The organism is Paroceanicella profunda, assembly GCF_005887635.2.
Lineage (GTDB): Bacteria > Pseudomonadota > Alphaproteobacteria > Rhodobacterales > Rhodobacteraceae > Paroceanicella > Paroceanicella profunda.
In genome coordinates this window covers 1-18139 of record NZ_CP040824.1, presented here as the reverse complement: position 1 = coordinate 18139, position 18139 = coordinate 1, and the positions used below count along the sequence as shown (strand labels likewise).

At 71.8% G+C, this 18139-nt stretch carries 12 protein-coding genes and 3 pseudogenes; 6 read left to right on the top strand and 9 right to left on the bottom strand.

Going from position 1 to position 18139, the window contains the following annotated elements; all coding sequences use genetic code 11:
- Window positions 1-529: 529 nt before the first annotated feature.
- The 7 genes from FDP22_RS23980 to FDP22_RS23950 all read right to left on the bottom strand — a co-directional run bounded on the left by FDP22_RS23980 (window position 530) and on the right by FDP22_RS23950 (window position 9989).
- Complete coding sequence (locus tag FDP22_RS23980) at window positions 530-1510, bottom strand: TRAP transporter substrate-binding protein (RefSeq protein ID WP_138579041.1); 981 nt, start codon at window positions 1508-1510, stop codon at window positions 530-532.
- A complete protein-coding gene (locus FDP22_RS23975) occupies window positions 1507-3213 on the bottom strand; it encodes a hydantoinase B/oxoprolinase family protein (protein WP_138579039.1) in 1707 nt (568 codons plus the stop codon). Before FDP22_RS23975 ends, FDP22_RS23980 begins: the two co-directional genes overlap by 4 nt.
- A complete protein-coding gene (locus FDP22_RS23970) occupies window positions 3210-5288 on the bottom strand; it encodes a hydantoinase/oxoprolinase family protein (protein ID WP_138579037.1) in 2079 nt (692 codons plus the stop codon). Before FDP22_RS23970 ends, FDP22_RS23975 begins: the two co-directional genes overlap by 4 nt.
- A gap of 588 nt (window positions 5289-5876) precedes the next feature.
- Entirely contained in the window at window positions 5877-6920 is a 1044-nt protein-coding gene (locus FDP22_RS23965) for a LacI family DNA-binding transcriptional regulator (RefSeq protein ID WP_239032062.1), read from the bottom strand.
- Between the two features lie 32 nt (window positions 6921-6952).
- A complete protein-coding gene (locus FDP22_RS23960) occupies window positions 6953-8443 on the bottom strand; it encodes a tripartite tricarboxylate transporter permease (RefSeq protein ID WP_138579035.1) in 1491 nt (496 codons plus the stop codon).
- A 9-nt stretch (window positions 8444-8452) separates the two neighbouring features.
- Window positions 8453-8872: a tripartite tricarboxylate transporter TctB family protein gene (locus FDP22_RS23955; RefSeq protein ID WP_138579033.1), complete on the bottom strand. Its 420-nt coding sequence runs from the start codon at window positions 8870-8872 to the stop codon at window positions 8453-8455.
- 67 nt (window positions 8873-8939) lie between these two features.
- Window positions 8940-9989 carry a type 2 periplasmic-binding domain-containing protein gene (locus FDP22_RS23950; RefSeq protein ID WP_138579031.1) on the bottom strand — a complete coding sequence of 350 codons (1050 nt, stop codon included), beginning with the start codon at window positions 9987-9989 and terminating at the stop codon, window positions 8940-8942.
- Between the two features lie 230 nt (window positions 9990-10219).
- Between FDP22_RS23950 and araD the strand changes: the two genes are divergently transcribed.
- The 6 genes and pseudogenes from araD (at window position 10220) to queE (ending at window position 16009) form a co-directional block, all read left to right on the top strand.
- Window positions 10220-11962, top strand: coding sequence for an L-arabinonate dehydratase (gene araD / locus FDP22_RS23945; RefSeq protein ID WP_138579029.1), 1743 nt, complete (start codon window positions 10220-10222; stop codon window positions 11960-11962).
- A gap of 44 nt (window positions 11963-12006) precedes the next feature.
- Window positions 12007-12906 (top strand): dihydrodipicolinate synthase family protein, encoded by a 900-nt coding sequence (locus tag FDP22_RS23940; protein ID WP_138579027.1) that lies wholly within the window; start codon window positions 12007-12009, stop codon window positions 12904-12906.
- 87 nt (window positions 12907-12993) lie between these two features.
- Window positions 12994-13704: a ribonuclease activity regulator RraA gene (locus FDP22_RS23935; RefSeq protein WP_138579025.1), complete on the top strand. Its 711-nt coding sequence runs from the start codon at window positions 12994-12996 to the stop codon at window positions 13702-13704.
- Window positions 13705-14252: 548 nt separating this feature from the next.
- A pseudogene (gene queC / locus FDP22_RS23925) lies at window positions 14253-14953 on the top strand (7-cyano-7-deazaguanine synthase QueC).
- Window positions 14953-15306, top strand: a complete 354-nt coding sequence (locus FDP22_RS23920) for a 6-pyruvoyl trahydropterin synthase family protein (RefSeq protein ID WP_138579021.1) — start codon at window positions 14953-14955, stop codon at window positions 15304-15306. The pseudogene queC and the gene FDP22_RS23920 overlap by 1 nt, the downstream one beginning before the upstream one ends.
- Window positions 15303-16009 (top strand): annotated as a pseudogene (queE, locus tag FDP22_RS23915) (7-carboxy-7-deazaguanine synthase QueE). Before FDP22_RS23920 ends, queE begins: the two are co-directional and overlap by 4 nt.
- A gap of 238 nt (window positions 16010-16247) precedes the next feature.
- Here the strand turns inward: queE and FDP22_RS23910 are convergent.
- Together FDP22_RS23910 and FDP22_RS25070 are read right to left on the bottom strand one after the other, a co-directional pair.
- Window positions 16248-17444: a PQQ-dependent sugar dehydrogenase gene (locus FDP22_RS23910; protein ID WP_239032064.1), complete on the bottom strand. Its 1197-nt coding sequence runs from the start codon at window positions 17442-17444 to the stop codon at window positions 16248-16250.
- 440 nt (window positions 17445-17884) lie between these two features.
- A pseudogene (locus tag FDP22_RS25070) lies at window positions 17885-18134 on the bottom strand (NAD-dependent dehydratase); the annotation flags it as partial.
- Between the last annotated feature and the right edge of the window lie 5 nt (window positions 18135-18139).

The window sequence follows — 18139 nt, the reverse complement described above, 5'->3', positions numbered from 1 at the left end:
TGCCGGGGCCGGACAGCGGCCGCGCGGCGGGAAGCAGCCGGTTGCGTGGCGGCTGACCGGCAGGAAGCAGGCAGCCACTTGGCCGCCGGGCGGCAGGAAGCAGATGGCCGCCCGGTGGGCGGGCACCGGAAAGCGGGCGGCCGCGTGGCCGCCGGGCCCCGGGATGCCCGCCGCCCGGCGGCCCCGGGAGCACGGCCCCGCCCGGGGTGCGTGACGCGCGGTGCCGCCGCGCGGAGGCCGGAAGCCCCGCTCCCGCAGCGCCGGAACGCAGCAGAACCTCCGCCGCCCTCCGGAGGCGAGGCGACGGGTGCCGCGCCGCAATCCGGCGGCACGGCTCCCCCGGCCGCCGGGAGGTCTGTCGGTCGGGGCCCCGCGGCAACGGGGCGGCGGGAGGCCACGGGCCGCGCCGCCTGCGGGCGGTACGTCTGCGCACACCCGGCCGCCCTCGCGTGACAGGCGTTCGAACCCCCCGCAGCAGGGCGGCCGGACGCCGGACGCCCCGCGGCCGCAGGGCCGCCGCGGGGACGGGTCACTTGCCCGCTTCGGCGGCGTAGGCGTCGATGATCGGCCCGGCCTCGGGCACACGGGCCACGAACGCGGCCCACATCTCGCGCCCGCCGCTGGCCATCAGCGCCTTCAGGCTGTCGTCGGCCTCGCTCACGGTGATGCCGTTCTGCTGCAGGATCTCCGTCTTGCCCTCGTCCTCCGCCGCGCTGAGCGCCCAGAACTCCGGCTGCATCTTCGCGGCCAGTGCCTCGATGGTGCTGCGCTGCTCCTCGGTGAGGGCGTTCCAGGCATCGAGGTTCACCGTCACCACGTCGGTGGAGGTGCTCCAGTTCAGCGGGTTGAAGTGCGAGGTGAACTCCCACAGCTTGCCGTCCACGCCCGAGGAGGTGGAGGTGGCCACGCCGTCGATGGTGCCGGCGGCGAGCGCGGGGGCCACGTCGCCCCAGGGCATCTCCAGCGGCGCCGCGCCGAGCTTGCCGAGGAAGGCGAAGCTGGCCGGGTTGAAGGCGCGGATGCGCTGGCCGGACATTTCCGCGGCCGTGGAGATGGCGCTGCGGCTGTAGACGCCCGGCGAGGGCCAGGGCACGTAGTAGAGGATCTTCTGGTTGTGGCGCGCGGCGATCTCCTCGAAGGCCGGGCCGGCGGCCTTCAGGAACAGGCGCATCTCCTCCTGGCCCTGCACGAGGTAGGGCAGCGTGTCCATGGCCAGAAGCGGCTCCTCGCCGGCCTGCAGGAACAGCAGGTAGTCGGCGGCCTGCACGATGCCGGTCTCCACCGCGGCGAGGGACTCCGAGCCGGCCACGCCGATCTCGCCGCCCATGTGGACGGTGATGTCCACCTCGCCGTCGGTGGCCGCGCGCACCGCGTCGGCGAAGTCCTGCGCCGCGACGGCCTGGAAATTGGACGCGGGCCAGGGGGTGGAGAGGTCCCAGGCGGTGCGGGCCGCCGCACTCGTGCCCAGAAGGGCGGCGAGGGCCGCGGCGGCGAAGGGTGCGTGTTTCATGTGTTGTCCTTCCCTGTTGGCGGATCCTGCGCCGGCTCCCCGGCGCAGCGGTAGATGTCGGAGGCGGCGGCGCGGCCGATCAGCCCCAGTGCGAGGTCGCGGCGCACGGCGTCGCGCGCGCGCTCCTCCGGCGGGCCGAACCCGCCGCCGCCGGGGGTGCGCAGGATCAGCTCCTCCCCCGGCGGAATGGTGTAGAGCCCCTTGCTGTCGATCACCCGGCCGTCGGAGATGCGGGCGCCGCCCGGGCTGCCGGACTGTCCGCCCTCGCGGCCCGCCGCGCCCTCGCGCAGCCGCTCGAAGGCGGCGGCGGAAAGGGTGAGCGGCCGGTCGGTGGCCGCGCGCAGGCGGATCTCCTGGCCGAGCCCGCCGCGCAGGCGGCCGGCGCCGCCGGTGTCGGGGGCGAATTCCTTCGCCACGTAGATCAGCGGCGCCACGGTCTCGGCGATCTCCACCGGCACCGAGCCCACGCCGGAGGGGAAGGCCGTGGTCGACAGCCCGTCCGCCCCCGCCCGCGCGCCCATGCCGCCGAGGGCGACGTTGATGGAGGCAAAGCCCGGCTGGCCGTCCGCCGTCTCCTCCCCCGAGATCGCCAGCACCCAGAGCGCACCCGCGCTCTCCGCCAGCACCCGGCCGGGCAAGGCCCGGGCGAGGCAGCCCAGCATCAGGTCCGGCAGGGCCTGGCCCACCACGTGGCGCGCGGTGACCGGGCGCGGGCGCTCGGCGCTCACCACCAGCCCCGGCGGCGCGGTGATCTCGATCAGCGCCAGCGAGGCGTGGTTGTTGGGCACATGCGGCGCCACCAGCGCCTTGATCCCGAAGGAGGCATAGGCCTGCGAGTAGACCAGCGGGCAGTTCACGCCCTTGTCGAGCGCGCGGTCCGAGCCGGCGAGATCGGCGGCGATGCGCCCGCCGCCCACGGTCATCCGGGCGCGCAGGGTGAGGGGGGCGTCGTAGCCGTCCAGCCGGATGGTGTTCTCGTACACCCCCTCCGGCACCGCGGCCACCGCGTCCAGCATCGCGCCGCGCGAGCGCTCGAAGATGAAGCCGGCCAGCCGCTCCAGCCCGGCGATGGCGTATTCGTCCATCAGGTCGGTGAGGCGGCGGGCGCCCTCGTCGTTGCAGGCCATCAGCGAGATGATGTCGCCGCGCGCCTCGCGCGGGACGCGGGAATTGGTGGCGACGATGTCGAGCAGCTCGTCGTTGAGCACGCCGGCCTTGCGCAGCCGGGTGACGGGGATGACCACGCCCTCCTCGAACACCGAGCGCGCCTCCGCCGACCAGCCCAGCCCGCCCACGTCCACCACGTGGCAGGTGGAGGCGAGATAGGCGACGATCCGCCCGCCGCGGAACACCGGGGTGACGACGACGAAGTCGAACACATGCCCCGCGCCCAGCCAGGGGTCGTTGGTGACCAGCACGTCGCCCTCTGCCAGCGTCCGCGCCGGCACATGGGCGAGCATGGCGTTCACCGAACGGGCCATGGTGTTCACATGGCCCGGGGTGCCGGTGACGGCCTGGGCCATCATGCGGCCCCCGGCGTCGAACACGCCGGCCGAAAGGTCCCCCGCCTCGCGCACGATGGCGCCGAAGGCGACGCGCAGCAGCGCGTTGGCCTGTTCCTCGCACACCGAGATCAGCCGGTTCCACATCACGTTGAGGGCGATGACCTCCGCATCCCCGAGGGCGCCGTTCTCCAGGCTCATGCCCGCTCTCCCCGTGTCAGGATCAGGTGGCCGGCGGGGTGGACCTCGGCGGACCAGCCCGCGGGCGCGTAGGTGGTGGTCTGGGCCTCCTGAACCAGGAAGGGCCCGTCGAAGCGCGCGCCCGCGGGCAGCGCGTCGCGGGCATGGAGGCCGAAGGCCACGTCCGCACCCACGGCGGGGTCGAACACCTGCACATGGGCCGCCGGCCCGGCCCGCCGCGCCGGCGGCGCGGGCGGCACCGCGCGCATCGGCGGGGCGTCGCCCTGCGCGGTGAGGCTGAGGGCCACCAGTTCCACCGGGTTCGCCGGCATGTCGGTGCCGTAGATGGTGCGGTAGGCGGCGTGGAAGGCGGCGGTCATCCGCGCGATGTCCTCTCCGGAGCGCAGCGGGGAGGCGAGCGGCACGCGCACCGCGTGGCCCTGGCCCTGGTACTGCAGCTCGGCGGCGAGGGAGATGTGCACCGGCGCGCCCGGTGCCAGCGCGGGGCCCACCACGCCGGTCGCCTCTTGCGCCATCGCGTCCTGCAGGGCGGCGAGGGCGGGAAGGTCCACACGCTCGGTGAGCGTGAGCACGGTGCGCGCCACCTCATAGGCCACCGGGGCGGAGAGGAAGCCCACGGCCGAGCCCACGCCAGCGTCGGCGGGAATGATCACCCGGGTGATGCCCAGCTTCTCGGCGATGCGCACCGCGTGGAGCGGCCCGGCGCCGCCCGAGGCCATCAGGTGGTAGCGGGTGACATCCTTGCCCTGCTCGATGGCATGAACCCGCGCGGCATTCGCCATCGCCTCCTCGCCGATCTCCACGATGCCGGCCGCCGCCCAGGCGGTGCTGCTCAGGCCCAGCGGGGCTGCCACGTCCCGCTCCACCGCCTGCGCGGCGAGGTCCGGGCGCAGCGCGAAGCTGCCGCCGGCGAAGCCCTCCGGGCGCAGCTTGCCCAGCACCACGTTCGCGTCGGTGATGGTGGGGGCCGTGCCGCCCCGGCCGTAGGAGGCGGGGCCGGGCACCGAGCTCGCGCTCTTCGGCCCCACGGCCAGCCGGCCCATGTCGTCACGCCGCGCGATGGAGCCGCCGCCGGCGCCGATTTCCACCAGCTCCGTGGTGGGCACGCGCACCGGCAGGCCGCTGCCCTTCATGTCGCGCCAGGCCCGGGCCACTTCGAAGCGCCGCGCCGTGGCCGGAACGCCGTGCTCCAGAAAGCAGATCTTCGCCGTCGTCCCGCCCATGTCGAAGGCCAGCAGCCGCTCGCACCCGGTCTCGCGCGAGACGCGCACCCCGAGGGCCACGCCCCCGGCCGGCCCGGATTCCACCAGCCGGATGGGGGTTTTCGCCGCCTGTTCCAGCGTGGTGAGCCCGCCGCCGGAGAGCATCAGCAGGAACTCCCCGGCAAAGCCCTGCCCGCGCAGCCCGCTGGCGAACCGGTGCAGGTAGCGCGACATCAGCGGCCGTACATATGCATTGGCGCAGACGGTGGAGAAGCGCTCGTATTCGCGGATCTCGGGGGAGACCTCGGAGCTCAGGCAGATGGTGACATGCTCCGGCAGGCGCGCGCGCAGCCACTGTGCCACCAGCAGCTCATGCGCGGGGTTGGCGCAGACATGCAGGAACCCGATGGCCACCGCCTCCACACCCTCGGCGATCAGCCGCGAGGCGAGCGCGTCCATCTGCGCCTGCGAGGGCGCGATGAGCGGGGCTCCGGCGGCGTCCATCCGCTCGCGCACCGTCAGCCGCAGGTCGCGCGGCACCAGCGGCACGGGCAGCTGCAGGTCGGTGTCATACTGGTCGAAGCGCTTCTCGTAGGCCATTTCCAGGATGTCCCGGAACCCCTCGGTGGTGATGAAGGCGGTCTTCGCCCCCCGGCGTTCGATCAGCGCGTTGGTGGCGAGCGTCGTGCCGTGGATCACGGCAGAGACATCGGTCAGGCGGAGGCCCTCGCTGTCGAGCAGCTCCGCAATGCCCGTCATCGCGCCGATTTCCGGCGCGTCGGGCGTGGTCAGCGTCTTGAGCGATGCGATCGTGGGGCCTTCCAGCACCACGTCCGTGAACGTTCCGCCGATATCAACTGAAAGTCTGTACATAAAAATATAGTTCGTACTTTATGCGATTCACGCAACTGGAAAATGACGGCCGGCGACAATTTCGCCCCGCCCGGCAGCCGACCCGCTGATCCGCCGGCCCGGTGGCCCGGCCGCACGACGACGCGGTAACGCGATGAACCGATGACGCAGAGCGGGGGCCCGCGCCCCGCAAACCGGGCGACGCAGCGGAGATATTGGGCCCCGCTGCATCCGGGCCGGCATGGGAGAAGGTTGCTCCGGGTCCGGCGTGATGCGGCCCCCCGGGCGCAGGCGCCGGGCGGCTCAGGCGCGCGGGGCGGGCGGGGCTGCGGAGACGCCCGCCGCCCGGGCATCCATGCCGGTATCGGGAAGACCCACCGGCTCCGGTTTGCCGCAGACGTCCCCTGCGTCGGGATCGGGGCGGCATCCGACGCGAAGAGCGCGGCGCGCGGCCACGCGCCGGTCCGGCCGCCTGAAGCGGGTCGGGGCGCGGAGGGCCCGGACGTGCGAGGGGCAGGCGGCAAGCCGTGCGCACCGGAGGGCGCAGCGGTCAGGGCGTCAGGCGGTTGTGGGGTCGGGGACGCGATCGTCCCGGCGGCCGGGAGGGGCTCAGGCGGAGCCGCGCCGCACGATCTCGAAGCCGAGGTCGATCACGCTGGCCCCGTCGGTGCGGCCCTCGAACCGGTGCAGCAGCGCCTGGGCGGCGGCGTGGCCGAAGGCGGCGCGGTCCACCCGCACCGTGGTGATGGCGGGGGTGGTCCAGGCGCCGAAATCCTGGTCGCCGAAGCCGATTACCGCGATCTCGCCGGGCACGGACAGGCCGCGGGCCTGCGCCTCGATCAGCACGCCATGCGCCAGCAGGTCGGAGCTGCAGAACACCAGGCCGTCGCGCAGCCCCTGCTCGTCGATCAGCCGGGACAGCCCGTTGCGGCCGCATTCCAGGCTGGCCTGCGCCGGGAACAGCGCCTGGCCCACCGCCACGCCGCTGCGCTGGGTGAAGCGCTCGGAGAAGGCGTCGATGCGGCGGCGGGCGCGCTCGTCGCCGGCCGAGACCACGCCGGCTCGCCTGTGGCCGGCCTCGTAGGCGAAATCCGCCACCGCGCGGCCGGTCTCGATGTGGGAGAAGCCCACGCAGAGGTCGATGGGGGAATCGGTGATGTCCCACACCTCGACCACCGGGATGGAGGCGCCGAGCAGCATCCGCCGCGTGCGGGCGGAATGGTGGATGCCGGTGAGCAGCATCGCGTCCGGCCGGCGCGAGAGATGGGCGGCGACCAGCTCCTCCTCCTCCGTCGGGGTGAAGCCCGTCTCCGACAGCATGATCTGGTAGCCGCTGTCGCGCATGCCCGCGGCGAAGGCCTGGATCATCGAGGAGTAGACCACGTTGGTGATGGAGGGCACCAGCGCGGAGACCAGCTTCGAGCGGTTGGAGGCCAGCGCCCCCGCCAGCGCATTCGGCACGTAGCCGGTGAGCTCGATCGCCTCGCGGATCCGCGCCATCGTGGCGGGCGAGACCTTGGCGGGGTCGCTCAGCGCGCGCGATACCGTCACCTGCGACACGCCGGCCAGCCGGCCCACGGCCTCCATCGTCACGCCCCGGGAGGCGCTGCGCCTGGGCGCCGGCGGCCTGTGCTGATCGTCCTTCGTGTCCATCCCGGCCATCATCCTGCCCGCGCGGGGGGAGTTCAAGAGCCCTCCCCGCGCCGCGCCTTGCGTGCCAGCAGCACCGAGAGCACGACCGACCCCAGGATCAGCGCCCACAGCAGCACCGCGATCCAGCTCTTGGTGAAGAAGATCGTCACGTCGCCGAAGCTCTCGAGGCTCTTGACGAAGTAGATCTCCGCCGAGGGCCCCAGGATGAAGCCGATGATGAAGGGCGCGATCTCCAGCCGCAGCTTCACCGCCAGCCAGCCGAACAGCCCGAAGATGGCCAGCGTCCAGACATCGAACATGATGCCGTAGTTGATGGTGTAGGCCCCGATCACGCACATCATCAGGATCACCGGGAACAGGATGTGCTTGGGAATGGTGACCACCCGCGCGAACCAGCGGATCGCCACATACATCATCACCAGCATCGCCACGTTGGCGATCAGCATGGCCACGATCATCGCGTTCCAGGTGCCCGGGTTGTTGCCGATGAACAGCGGGCCGACCTGCACCCCCTGCAGGGTGAAGGCTCCGATCAGCAGCGCGGTGGTCGAATCGCCCGGGATACCGAGCGACAGCAGCGGCACCAGCGCCCCGCCGGTGAGGCCGTTGTTGCCCGATTCCGAGGCGATGATGCCCGCCGGCTCGCCCTTGCCGAAGCGCTCGGGGTGGCGCGAGAAGGTCTTCGCGTTGGTGTAGGCGATGATCGAGGCGGCAGAGCCCCCCACCCCCGGCAGGATGCCCACGAAGGTGCCGATGGCGCTGGAACGCACCAGGTTCACCGCCTGGCCGCGGAACACCGAGAAGGAGAAGGCGGAATGCCTGCCCACCTTGATGTCCTTCGCGGAATGCCCGCGCGGCACGCCCAGCTCCGCCTGCTCCAGGATGGCGGCGAGGCCGAACAGCCCGATCAGCACCGGCAGCAGGGAGAAGCCGCTGTCCAGCCAGTACTCCCAGCCCGGCGGCACCAGGCGCAGCTTGCCGTTGCCGCCGTCGGAGACGTCATAGACGCCGATCAGGCTCACGAAGATGCCCAGCACCCCGGAGAAGATGCCCAGCAGCATGTCCGAGGACAGCGCCGCCATCACCGTGAGCGCGAAGAGGATGATGAGGAACTTCTCCACGTAGGAGAACTTGATGGCGAAATCCGCCAGCGTGGGCGCGAAGAGCCACAGCACCGCGAGGCTGATGATCCCGCCCACGAAGGAGGAGATGATGCCGATGCGCAGCGCCGCCTCGCCCTCGCCGCGCTGTGCCATCGGGTAGCCGTCGAAGGTGGTGGTGATGGAACTGGGCGTGCCGGGAATGCCGAGCAGGATGGCCGGCACCAGCCCGCCCGAGATCCCGCCCACGTAAAGCCCGAGCAGCAGCGCCAGCCCGTTCTCCAGCCCCAGCGAATAGGTGAGCGGCAGCGAGATGGCCACGGCCATCGTCGCCGTCATGCCCGGAATGGCGCCGAAGATGATGCCCACCAGCGTGCCGCCAAGGATCAGCGACACGAAGAGCGGCGTGATGAATTCGAACATGTCGGCCTCTCAGGGCAGGGTCAGGAACAGCGGATAGGTGAACAGCCACCACACGAAGGTGGGCCCGGCCAGCGCGACGATGGCCAGCGGCACCGCCTGGCGCCAGGAGCGGTCATGCATGAACAACAGGCCCGTGCCCGCGACATAGGGAATGGAGCAGATCAGGAAGCCCAGCCCGGTGTTCGGCCAGAGGTCGCCCACCGGCACCATGGCGGAGAAATACACCAGGGTGAGCGCGATGGTGCCGAGGAAGCGCGGCTTGTCCATCGCCGCGAACGTCTGCCGCCAGGCGGCCCCGGACGCCGCGATGCGGGCCCTGTCCCGCAGCAGGATCGCGAGGCCCAGCAGAACCAGAACCCCCGCGATGAGGGTCGGAAACACGAGATGCGAGGTTTCGAATGCGATGGTCACGTGGGTGAGATCGCCCATGCGGCTGCCTCCCGGAAACTGGGGGCCCGCCCGGTGCGGGCGGGCCGGAGGATGGTGCGCCCGGCGCTCAGCTCTTGCCGGAGATTTCCGAGATCACCTTCTCGTAGGTGTCGCGCTTCTCGCGCAGGTGCGCCCGGGCCTTCTCCGCCGGCAGGTAGTCGGGAATGAAGAAGGCTTCCTTCTGGCGCGTCTCCACCGTGCCGTCGGCATAGATCTCGGAAAGCGCCGTATCGATGGCCGCCATCGCCTCCGGGTCCATGTCCTTGTTGAACAGCAGGAAGAATTCCTTGTCGAAGGTGAAGTCCGTCTCGCCGTCGAGGGTCACGCTGGTCTTCGGGCTGGCGTATTTCAGCATGTCGTCGCGGCTGGTGCCGCCCATGCCGGCCTCCGGCGCCTGCTCCAGCGTCTCGGGTCGCGCGGTGATCCAGACGAAGCGCATCGCCTTCGCGTCGTCGGCGGGCAGCTGGGTGAACTGCTCGTTGGCCTGGATGGAGCCGTTGATCACGTCGGCGAGATCATCCCACATCGCCTGGTTCTTGTCGGACTGCGAGCCGGTGTTCACCGGCACGATGTTCTCCTCCGAGCCGGGCGCGCGCAGCCGCGCGGCGTTCTTCAGCGCGGAGAAGCCGATCTCGGACACGCCGCCGGGCTGGATGGCCACGCGCACCCGGGTGCCGGCCTCGGCCGCGGCCAGAATGTCCTCCATCGAGTGATAGGGCGAATCGGCCGGCACCAGATAGGCGTTGCCCGGGTTGATCGCCAGCGTGGGCCCGACGACGAACTCCTCGAACGGGTCTCCGTAGCCGGTCACCCCGTAGAGATTGGCCAGGTAGGACTGGTCGTGGAACACCATGATGGTGGTGCCGCGCCGGTCGCGCGCCAGCGCCTTGAAGGCCTCCGTGGCGCCCACCGCATCGACCTTGATGTTGATGCCCAGCTTCTCGGAGAGCGCGTCCGCCACGATGGCGGAATTCTGGTAGGTGTCGCCGCCCGTCGAGGTGGAGCCGATCACCATGCGCATGTTGCGCGGCAGGGACTGGGCATCGGCCACCAGCGGCTGGGCCAGCAGCGCAGCCGCCGACGCGGCCGCAAGAAACGTTCTGCGTGCAAGTTTCATTCTTCTTCCTCCCTTCGACCGCTCCCGCGGCTGGTTATTGCAACCGGCGTCACTCCGTCCGGAGGCGCCTTATGTAAGCGCATACATAGACAAGAGCACGGGCCGGCGAAGCCTGTCAAGGATTCCCCGCCACCCCGCGTCCTGACGATAATTTCGCATGGCCTGATTGACATCCCGGCAGATGATTGCGCATACATGAAGCAAGAGATATCGGAGGAGAGGCAACTCGAATGGCCGCCAATACCCGCAAAAGCCCGAAGGATCTGCGTTCCGCGCGCTGGTTCGGCCCCGATGACCTGCGCAGTTTCGGGCACCGTTCGCGCATGATGCAGCTCGGCTATGCCGAGGAGGATTTCCGCGACAGGCCGGTGATCGGCATCCTCAACACCTGGTCGGAGCTGAACTCCTGCCACGGGCATTTCCGAGAGCGCGCGCAGGACGTGAAGCGCGGCGTGCTGCAGGCGGGCGGCTTTCCGGTGGAACTGCCCTCGCTCTCGGTGGACGAGAGCTTCACCAAGCCCACCTCCATGCTCTACCGCAACATGCTGGCGATGGAGACGGAGGAGATGATCCGCTCGCACCCGCTCGACGGCGTGGTGCTGATGGGCGGCTGCGACAAGACCACCCCCGGCCTGGTGATGGGCGCGCTCACCGCCGGCGTGCCGATGATCTACCTGCCCGCCGGCCCGATGCTGCGCGGGCATTACGCCGGGCGCATCCTCGGCTCGGGCTCGGACGCGTGGAAATACTGGGACGAGCGCCGCGCCGGCAACATCTCGGATGACGAATGGCTGGGCATCCAGGGCGGCATCGCCCGCTCGGTGGGCACCTGCATGACCATGGGCACCGCCTCGACCATGACCGCGATCACCGACGCGATGGGCCTCACCCTGCCCGGCGCCTCGTCCATCCCGGCGGCCGATGCCGGGCATCAGCGCATGTCCGCGGAGTGTGGCCGCCGCATCGTCGACATGGTCTGGACCGACCTCACCCCGGACAGGATCGTGACGGCGGGCGCGGTGCGCAACGCCGCCATCATCGCCATGGCCACCGGCTGCTCCACCAATGCGGTGGTCCATCTCATCGCCATGGCCCGGCGCGCGGGCGTGGACTTCACCCTCGACGACCTCGACGAGCTGGGCCGCACGACGCCGCTCATCGCCAATGTCCGCCCCTCGGGCAAGGACTACCTGATGGAGGATTTCTTCTACGCCGGCGGCCTGCGCGCGCTGATGAAGCAGATGGAGGCGCGGCTCGACACCTCCTGCCTCACCGTCACCGGAAAGACCATGGGCGAGAACCTCGAAGGCGCCGTGGTCTACAATGACGACGTGATCCGCCCGCTCTCCAACCCGGTCTACCACGAAGGCTCGCTGGCGCTGCTGCGCGGCAACCTCTGCCCCGACGGCGCGGTGATCAAGCCCGCCGCCTGCGACCCGAAGTTCCACGTGCACGAGGGCCCGGCGCTGGTGTTCGACAGCTACCCGGAGATGAAGAAGGCCATCGACGACGAAAACCTCGAGGTCACCCCCGACCACGTGCTGGTGCTGCGCAACGCCGGGCCGCAGGGGGGGCCGGGCATGCCGGAATGGGGCATGCTCCCCATCCCCAAGGCGCTGATCAAGCAGGGACATCGCGACATGCTGCGGATTTCGGACGCGCGGATGTCGGGCACATCCTACGGCGCGTGCGTGCTGCATGTGGCGCCCGAGGCCTATATCGGCGGGCCGCTGGCGCTGCTCAGGACCGGCGACATCGTGCGCATGGACCTGCCGGCGCGTCGGCTCGACATGCTGGTGGACGAGGCCGAGATCGCCCGCCGTCGCGAAGCCCGCGTGCCGCCCGAGCCGCGCTTCGCCCGGGGCTGGGGCTGGATGTTCTCGCAACATGTCACCCAGGCCGACAAGGGCTGCGACTTCGACTATCTCGAACGCGGCTTCGGCCCCGCCGCAGGCGAGCCCGACATCTTCTGACCCCCCGCTCACCCGCCCCTACGCCCACCTGCAGGGAGGCCCCCATGGCGCTCGACCTCGACACCGCCCTCACCGGCATTTCCGGCATCCTCGTGACGCCCTATGACGCGGAAGGCGAGATCGCGCCTGCGCGGCTCGCCCCGATCATCGACCGCGCGCTGGCCGCCGGGGTGCACATGCCGGTGGTCAACGGAAACACCGGCGAGTTCTACGCCCTCACCACCGAGGAGGCCTGCACCATGGTCCGCGAGGTGGTGGCCCTGGTGGACGGCCGCGCCCCGGTGCTGGCCGGCGTGGGCCGCGGCATCCGTGATGCCTGCCGCCTCGCCCGCGCCTCGGCCGAGGCGGGGGCGACGGCCCTGATGATCCACCAGCCGCCGGACCCGTTCGTCTCGCCGCGCGGCACGCTCGACTACGTGCAGGCGGTGCACGAGGCCGGCGGCGGCCTGCCGGTGATGCTGTATTTGCGCAACGACGCGATCGGCACCCGCGCCATCGCCGATCTCTGCGCCCTGCCCGGCGTGCGCGGGGTGAAATGGGCCACGCCCAACCCGCTGAAGCTCGCCGAGGCAAAGGCCGCCTGCGACCCCTCCATCGTCTGGGTCGGCGGGCTCGCCGAGGTCTGGGCCCCGCCGCTCTACGCCGTGGGGGCGCGGGGCTTCACCTCCGGGCTGATCAACGTCTGGCCGGAGCGTTCCGTGGCCATCCACGCGGCGCTGGAGGCGGGGGATTACGCCTCCGCCAACACGCTCATCGCCGGCATGCGCGCCTTCGAGGACATCCGCGCCGAAGAGCTCAACGGCACCAATGTCACCGGCGTGAAGGCCGCGCTGCTGGCCACGGGGCAGGATTGCGGCCCCACGCGCCCGCCCTCGGCCTGGCCGCTCACCGACGCCCAGCAGGGCCGGCTCGACGCTTTCCTGAAGGCCAGCGCGCTGGCCTGACCGCCTGTCCCGGCGGTTCGTCCGCCACCCGTCCGGACCCGACCCGGGGCGCGCCGCGCCCGCGGGCGACCCGAGGAGACCGATCCGATGAATGAAGCTACCCGCGAAATGCTGATGGAGGTGTCGGTGGCGACCCTCGCCACCGCCCTGTTCAAGCGCGGCCTGCGCCACCAGGTGATCCAGGGCGTGAAGCCGCTGGGCTGGAAGGGGCGCAACATGGTGGGCCCGGCCTTCACCCTGCGCTACATCCCCGCCCGCGAGGACCGCAACAGCCTCACCGTGTTCCGCAACCCCGAGCACCCGCAGCGCGTGGCCATCGAGACCTGCCCCGCCGGCCACGTGCTGGTGATGGACAGCCGCAAGCAGGCCGATGCCGCCTCCGCCGGGGACATTCTCGTCACCCGGCTGATGATGCGCGGCGGCGCCGGCGTGGTGACCGATGGCGGCTTCCGCGACGCGGCCACCATCGCCGGGCTGGAGATGCCGGCCTATCACACCCGCCCCTCCTCGCCGACCAACCTCACCAACAACGAGGCCATCGCCATCAACGAGCCCATCGGCTGCGGCGATGCCCCGGTGTTCCCGGGTGACATCATCGTGGGCGATGCGGATTGCGTGATCGTCATCCCCGCCGGCATCGCCGACGAGGTGGCCGCCGAGGCGACGGAGATGACCGTCTACGAGGATTTCGTCGTCGAGCAGGTGAAGGGCGGCGCCGGGATCATCGGCCTCTACCCCTGCACGAAGGACGAGACTCGCGAGGCCTTCGAGGCCTGGCGCAAGACGCAGAACCGCTGAATCCGACAGGGGCAGGAGCGCGGGCGCCGCGCCCCTGCCCCTGCTATCCCGGCCCGCCCGGCCCCTGCGGCCGGGGCGGCACGGCCCGTCAACCGGTGGGCTCCGGGGCCGCGTCATCCGCCCCGTTCGGGCCCAGTGCGTAAGGCGCGCCCTGCACCGCGGCGCTCGTCGCGCCGGCCCCGGATCCGAAGGGCAGGGCCAGCCGAGGCGGCGATGCGATCCCGCCTTGACGCGCCCCCCCCACACTCTCCACGAATTCTCAGGCTCAGGCTCAGGCTCAGGCTCAGGCTCAGGCTCAGGCTCAGGCTCAGGCTCAGGCTCAGGCTCAGGCTCAGGCTCAGGCTCAGGCTCAGGCTCAGGCTCAGGCGAAGCCCCCGCCCCGCCCGTCTTGACGCGCAGACCCCGGGCCCGGCGCCGCCCCGGGTGGCCCTGCCCCGCGGCTTCGGGGCCGGGGCGGCGCGGACAGCGGTTGCACCCGCGGCGGAACGCGCGTATCTGCCCTCCCCAACCGGTCGCAGCCTACCCGGTCATCAAAACAAGGGTTCAGAATGAAAACGACAGTTGTCTGCTCCGGCGGGCTCGATTCCGTTTCGCTCGCGCAGATGGTCGCGGCGGAGGGCCGGCTCTCGCGGCTGGTCTCCTTCGACTACGGCCAGCGCCACGCCAAGGAACTGGGCTTCGCCGCCGCCACCGCCACGCGCCTGGGCGTGCCGCACCACGTCATCGACATGCGCGCCATCGGCGCCGCCCTCACCGGCTCGGCGCTGACCGATGACATCGACGTGCCGGACGGCCATTACGCCGAAGAGACCATGCGCATCACCGTGGTGCCCAACCGCAACGCCATCATGCTGGCCATCGCCTTCGGGGTGGCGGCGGCGGAGGGGATGCGCTGGTGGCCACCGCCGTGCACGGCGGCGACCATTTCATCTACCCCGACTGCCGCCCCGCCTTCACCGAGGCCTTCGATCGCATGCAGCGCGCGGCGCTGGACGGCTATGCCGACGTGCGCCTCTCCACCCCCTTCGTGCACCGCACCAAGGCCGATATCGTCACCGAAGGCGCGCGCCACGGCACGCCCTTCGCCGAGACCTGGTCCTGCTACAAGGGCGGCGCGCGGCATTGCGGGCGCTGCGGCACCTGCGTGGAACGGCGCGAGGCCTTCCACATCGCCGGCGTGGCGGACCCGACGGTCTACGACGACCCGGAGTTCTGGATCGCCGCCGTCGCGGGCCGGGAGGGCCGCTGATGTTCCGGATCTCAAAGGAATTCCACTTCTCCGCCTCCCACCAGCTCGCGCATCTGGCGCCCGACCACCAGTGCGCCCGGCTGCACGGGCACAATTACATCGTGGTGGTGGAGCTGGTGGCGGCGGAGCTTTCCGCCGACGGATTCGTGCGTGACTATCATGACCTGAAGCCGCTGAAGGCCTATATCGACGATCGCTTCGACCACCGGCACCTCACCGACGTGCTGGACGGGCATTCGACGGCCGAGCGCCTGGCTCTGCACTTCTACGAGTGGTGCCGGGCCCGCTGGCCGGAGACCGCCGCGGTGAAAGTGTCGGAAACGCCGAAGACCTGGGCCGAGTACCGGCCATGACCCTGCGCATCGCCGAGATCTTCGGCCCCACCATCCAGGGCGAGGGCGCGCTGATCGGCGAGCCGACGGTGTTCGTGCGCGCCGGCGGCTGCGACTACCGCTGCAGCTGGTGTGACAGCCTGCATGCGGTCGACAGCGCCTTCCGCAGCACCTGGGCACCGATGACGGCGGACGCGGCCCTTGCCGAGGTGGAACGCCTCTCCGGCGGCCAGCCGCTCACGGTGTCGCTCTCCGGCGGCAACCCGGCCATCCAGGATTTCGGCCCGCTGATCTCCCTCGGCCGGGCGCGGGCTATCGTTTCGCCTGCGAAACGCAGGGCTCCGTGGCCCGCCCGTGGTTCGGCGATCTCGCCACGCTGGTCCTGTCGCCGAAGCCGCCCTCCAGCGGCCAGCGGGTGGACTGGGACGCCTTCGCCGCCTGTGTCGCGGCCGGGGCGCCCGCCGGGCAGACCGTGATGAAGATCGTGATCTTCGACGAGGCCGACCTCGCCTGGGCCCGCGACGCGGCCGCGCGCCACCCCGGCCTGCCGCTCTACCTTCAGCCCGGCAACCCGGAGGTGGACCCGGACCGGCCGGTGGACCCCCAGGCCCTGGCCGACCGGCTTCTGTGGCTGGTGGAGCGCACCACCGGGCGCGGCTGGTTCACCCCCCGCATCCTGCCGCAACTGCACGTCCTGATCTGGGGCAACCGCCGGGGCGTCTGACCGGGCGCCCCCGCCTCCGCTTGCTTGCGCGGCCACCCTCGGGGGGCTGCAGGCCCTCCCGAGGGTGGCCGCGCAGCACAGGCCGCGCAGCACAGGCCGCGCAGCACAGGCCGCGCAGCACAGGCCGCGCAGCACAGGCCGCGCAGCACAGGCCGCGCAGCACAGGCCGCGCAGCACAGGCCGCGCAGCACAGGCCGCGCAGGACAGGCCGCGCGGGGGGATCCCCGGTGCCGGGCCGCTACTTCGCGGCGGTCACCCGCCAGATGGTGTTGCCCACGTCGTCGGCGACCAGCAGCGCGCCGTCGGCGGCGACGGCGACGCCGACCGGGCGGCCCCGGGCGTCACCTTGCGGTGAGCGGAAGCCGGTGAGCACGTCGACCGGGTGTCCCGCCGGCCGGCCGTCGACGAAGGGCACGAACACCACGGCGTAGCCGCTGGCGGGGCGCCGGTTCCAAGATCCGTGCTCGCCGATGAAGGCGCCTTGCGCGAAGCGCGGGCCCAGCCGGGCACCCTGCGCGAAGCTCAGGCCCAGCGGGGCGACATGTGACCCCAGCGCATAATCCGGCATGCGGGCGCTGGTCACGCGGCCCGGGGCGTCCTGGTCCACGCGCGGGTCCGGACGGGTGCCGTAGTAGAGCCAGGGCCAGCCGAAGTTCGCGCCGTCGGGCACGGAGGTGAGATAGTCGGGCACCAGGTCGTCGCCCAGCTCGTCGCGCTCGTTCACCACGACCCAGAGCGCGCCGCTGTCGGGCTCGAAGCCGAGGCCCACGGGGTTGCGCAGCCCGGTGGCGAAGGGGCGCGCGGACGCCGCGGCCGGGTCCACCTGCCAGATCGCGGCGCGCCCGGCTTCCGCCGCCATGCCGCCCTCCCCGTGGTCGCTGTTCGAACCGATGGAGACGTAGAGCAGGCCGTCCGGCCCGGCGGTGAGCCCCTTGGTCCAGTGCCGGTTCGGCGGCCCGGAGGGCAGCGCGACGACCTGCGTGGCCGGCGCGTCGATCCGCGTGGCGCCCTCGGTGTAGGGGAAGGCCAGCAGCGCGTCCGTGTCCGCCACGTAGAGCGTGTCGCCCACCAGCGCCATGCCGAAGGGCGAGGTGAGCCCGTCGCGCAGGATGGTGCGGGTCTCGGCGATGCCGTCATGGTCCGCGTCGCGCAGCAGGGTGATGCGGTCGGCGCTGGGGCTCCCGGCGCCGGCGGCGGCCATCAGCTGCTCCTCCACGAGGGAGCGCAGGCCGGAGGGCGCGGCGGGCTGCTTGTTGCTCTCCGCAACCAGAACGTCGCCGTTGGGCAGGACGTGGAGCCAGCGCGGATGGTCCAGCCCGGTGGCGAAGGCCTGTACGGTGAGGCCCTCGGCGGGGGTCGGCGCGGTGCCCTCGGGCCAGCCGGTGGCCGGGGCGATGTTGAGCGTGGGCACGAGGCTGGTCCGCGGCTCGGGCAGGGTCGGGTCCGGCCACGACGCCCATGGCGCAGAGCGCCCTGTGGGTCGCCAGCATGTCGATGTCTCCGGGCTCCGGCCGGGTGTCCGGCTTCTGTCGTGCGCCCGGCCGGGCCGGGTCCGGGCGGGGCACGCCTTCGACGGTGCGGCCAGGGCCCGCGCTGCGGCGGTGGCCGGAGTAAAGCAGGCATCGCTGCACGCGCGCAGCGGCGATTTCGCCCCGGGGCGCGGCTCCGCCCCGGCAGCGGCCCGCTATCACCCTGTTCACACTGCGAAACGTGACGTTTCACGACCCGCGCACCTTTGCGTGTTCGGTGCGGCGGGAAGCGCGCGAGGGCGCAGGGCCCCGCGCGACAGCGGCCCGGGCGTGGGAGGAGCGCAGGTCCGGACCTTCTCCCGACTCGCCCGACGGGCTGCGAGATGCCCGGCCGGGACGGACCGGATCAGGGGATCAGCCGGTCCGCGCGCAGGCGGGTGAACAGGTCGAAGAAAGCGTCATCGGTGGCCTGATAGCCGGCGAAGCCCCTGCGGCGGCTCTTGACATGTCGCACACCTGATGGGCCGGCCCAGGTCCGCGTCCGTGTGCCAGGGCGAGGCCAGGCGGGCCAGCTCGGGCTCCGCCAGGCCGTGCTTCGTGGCGATCTCGCGCCAGAGCGGGGCGTCGTCGGCCATCTGCGATTCCAGCGGGCGGACGGTGC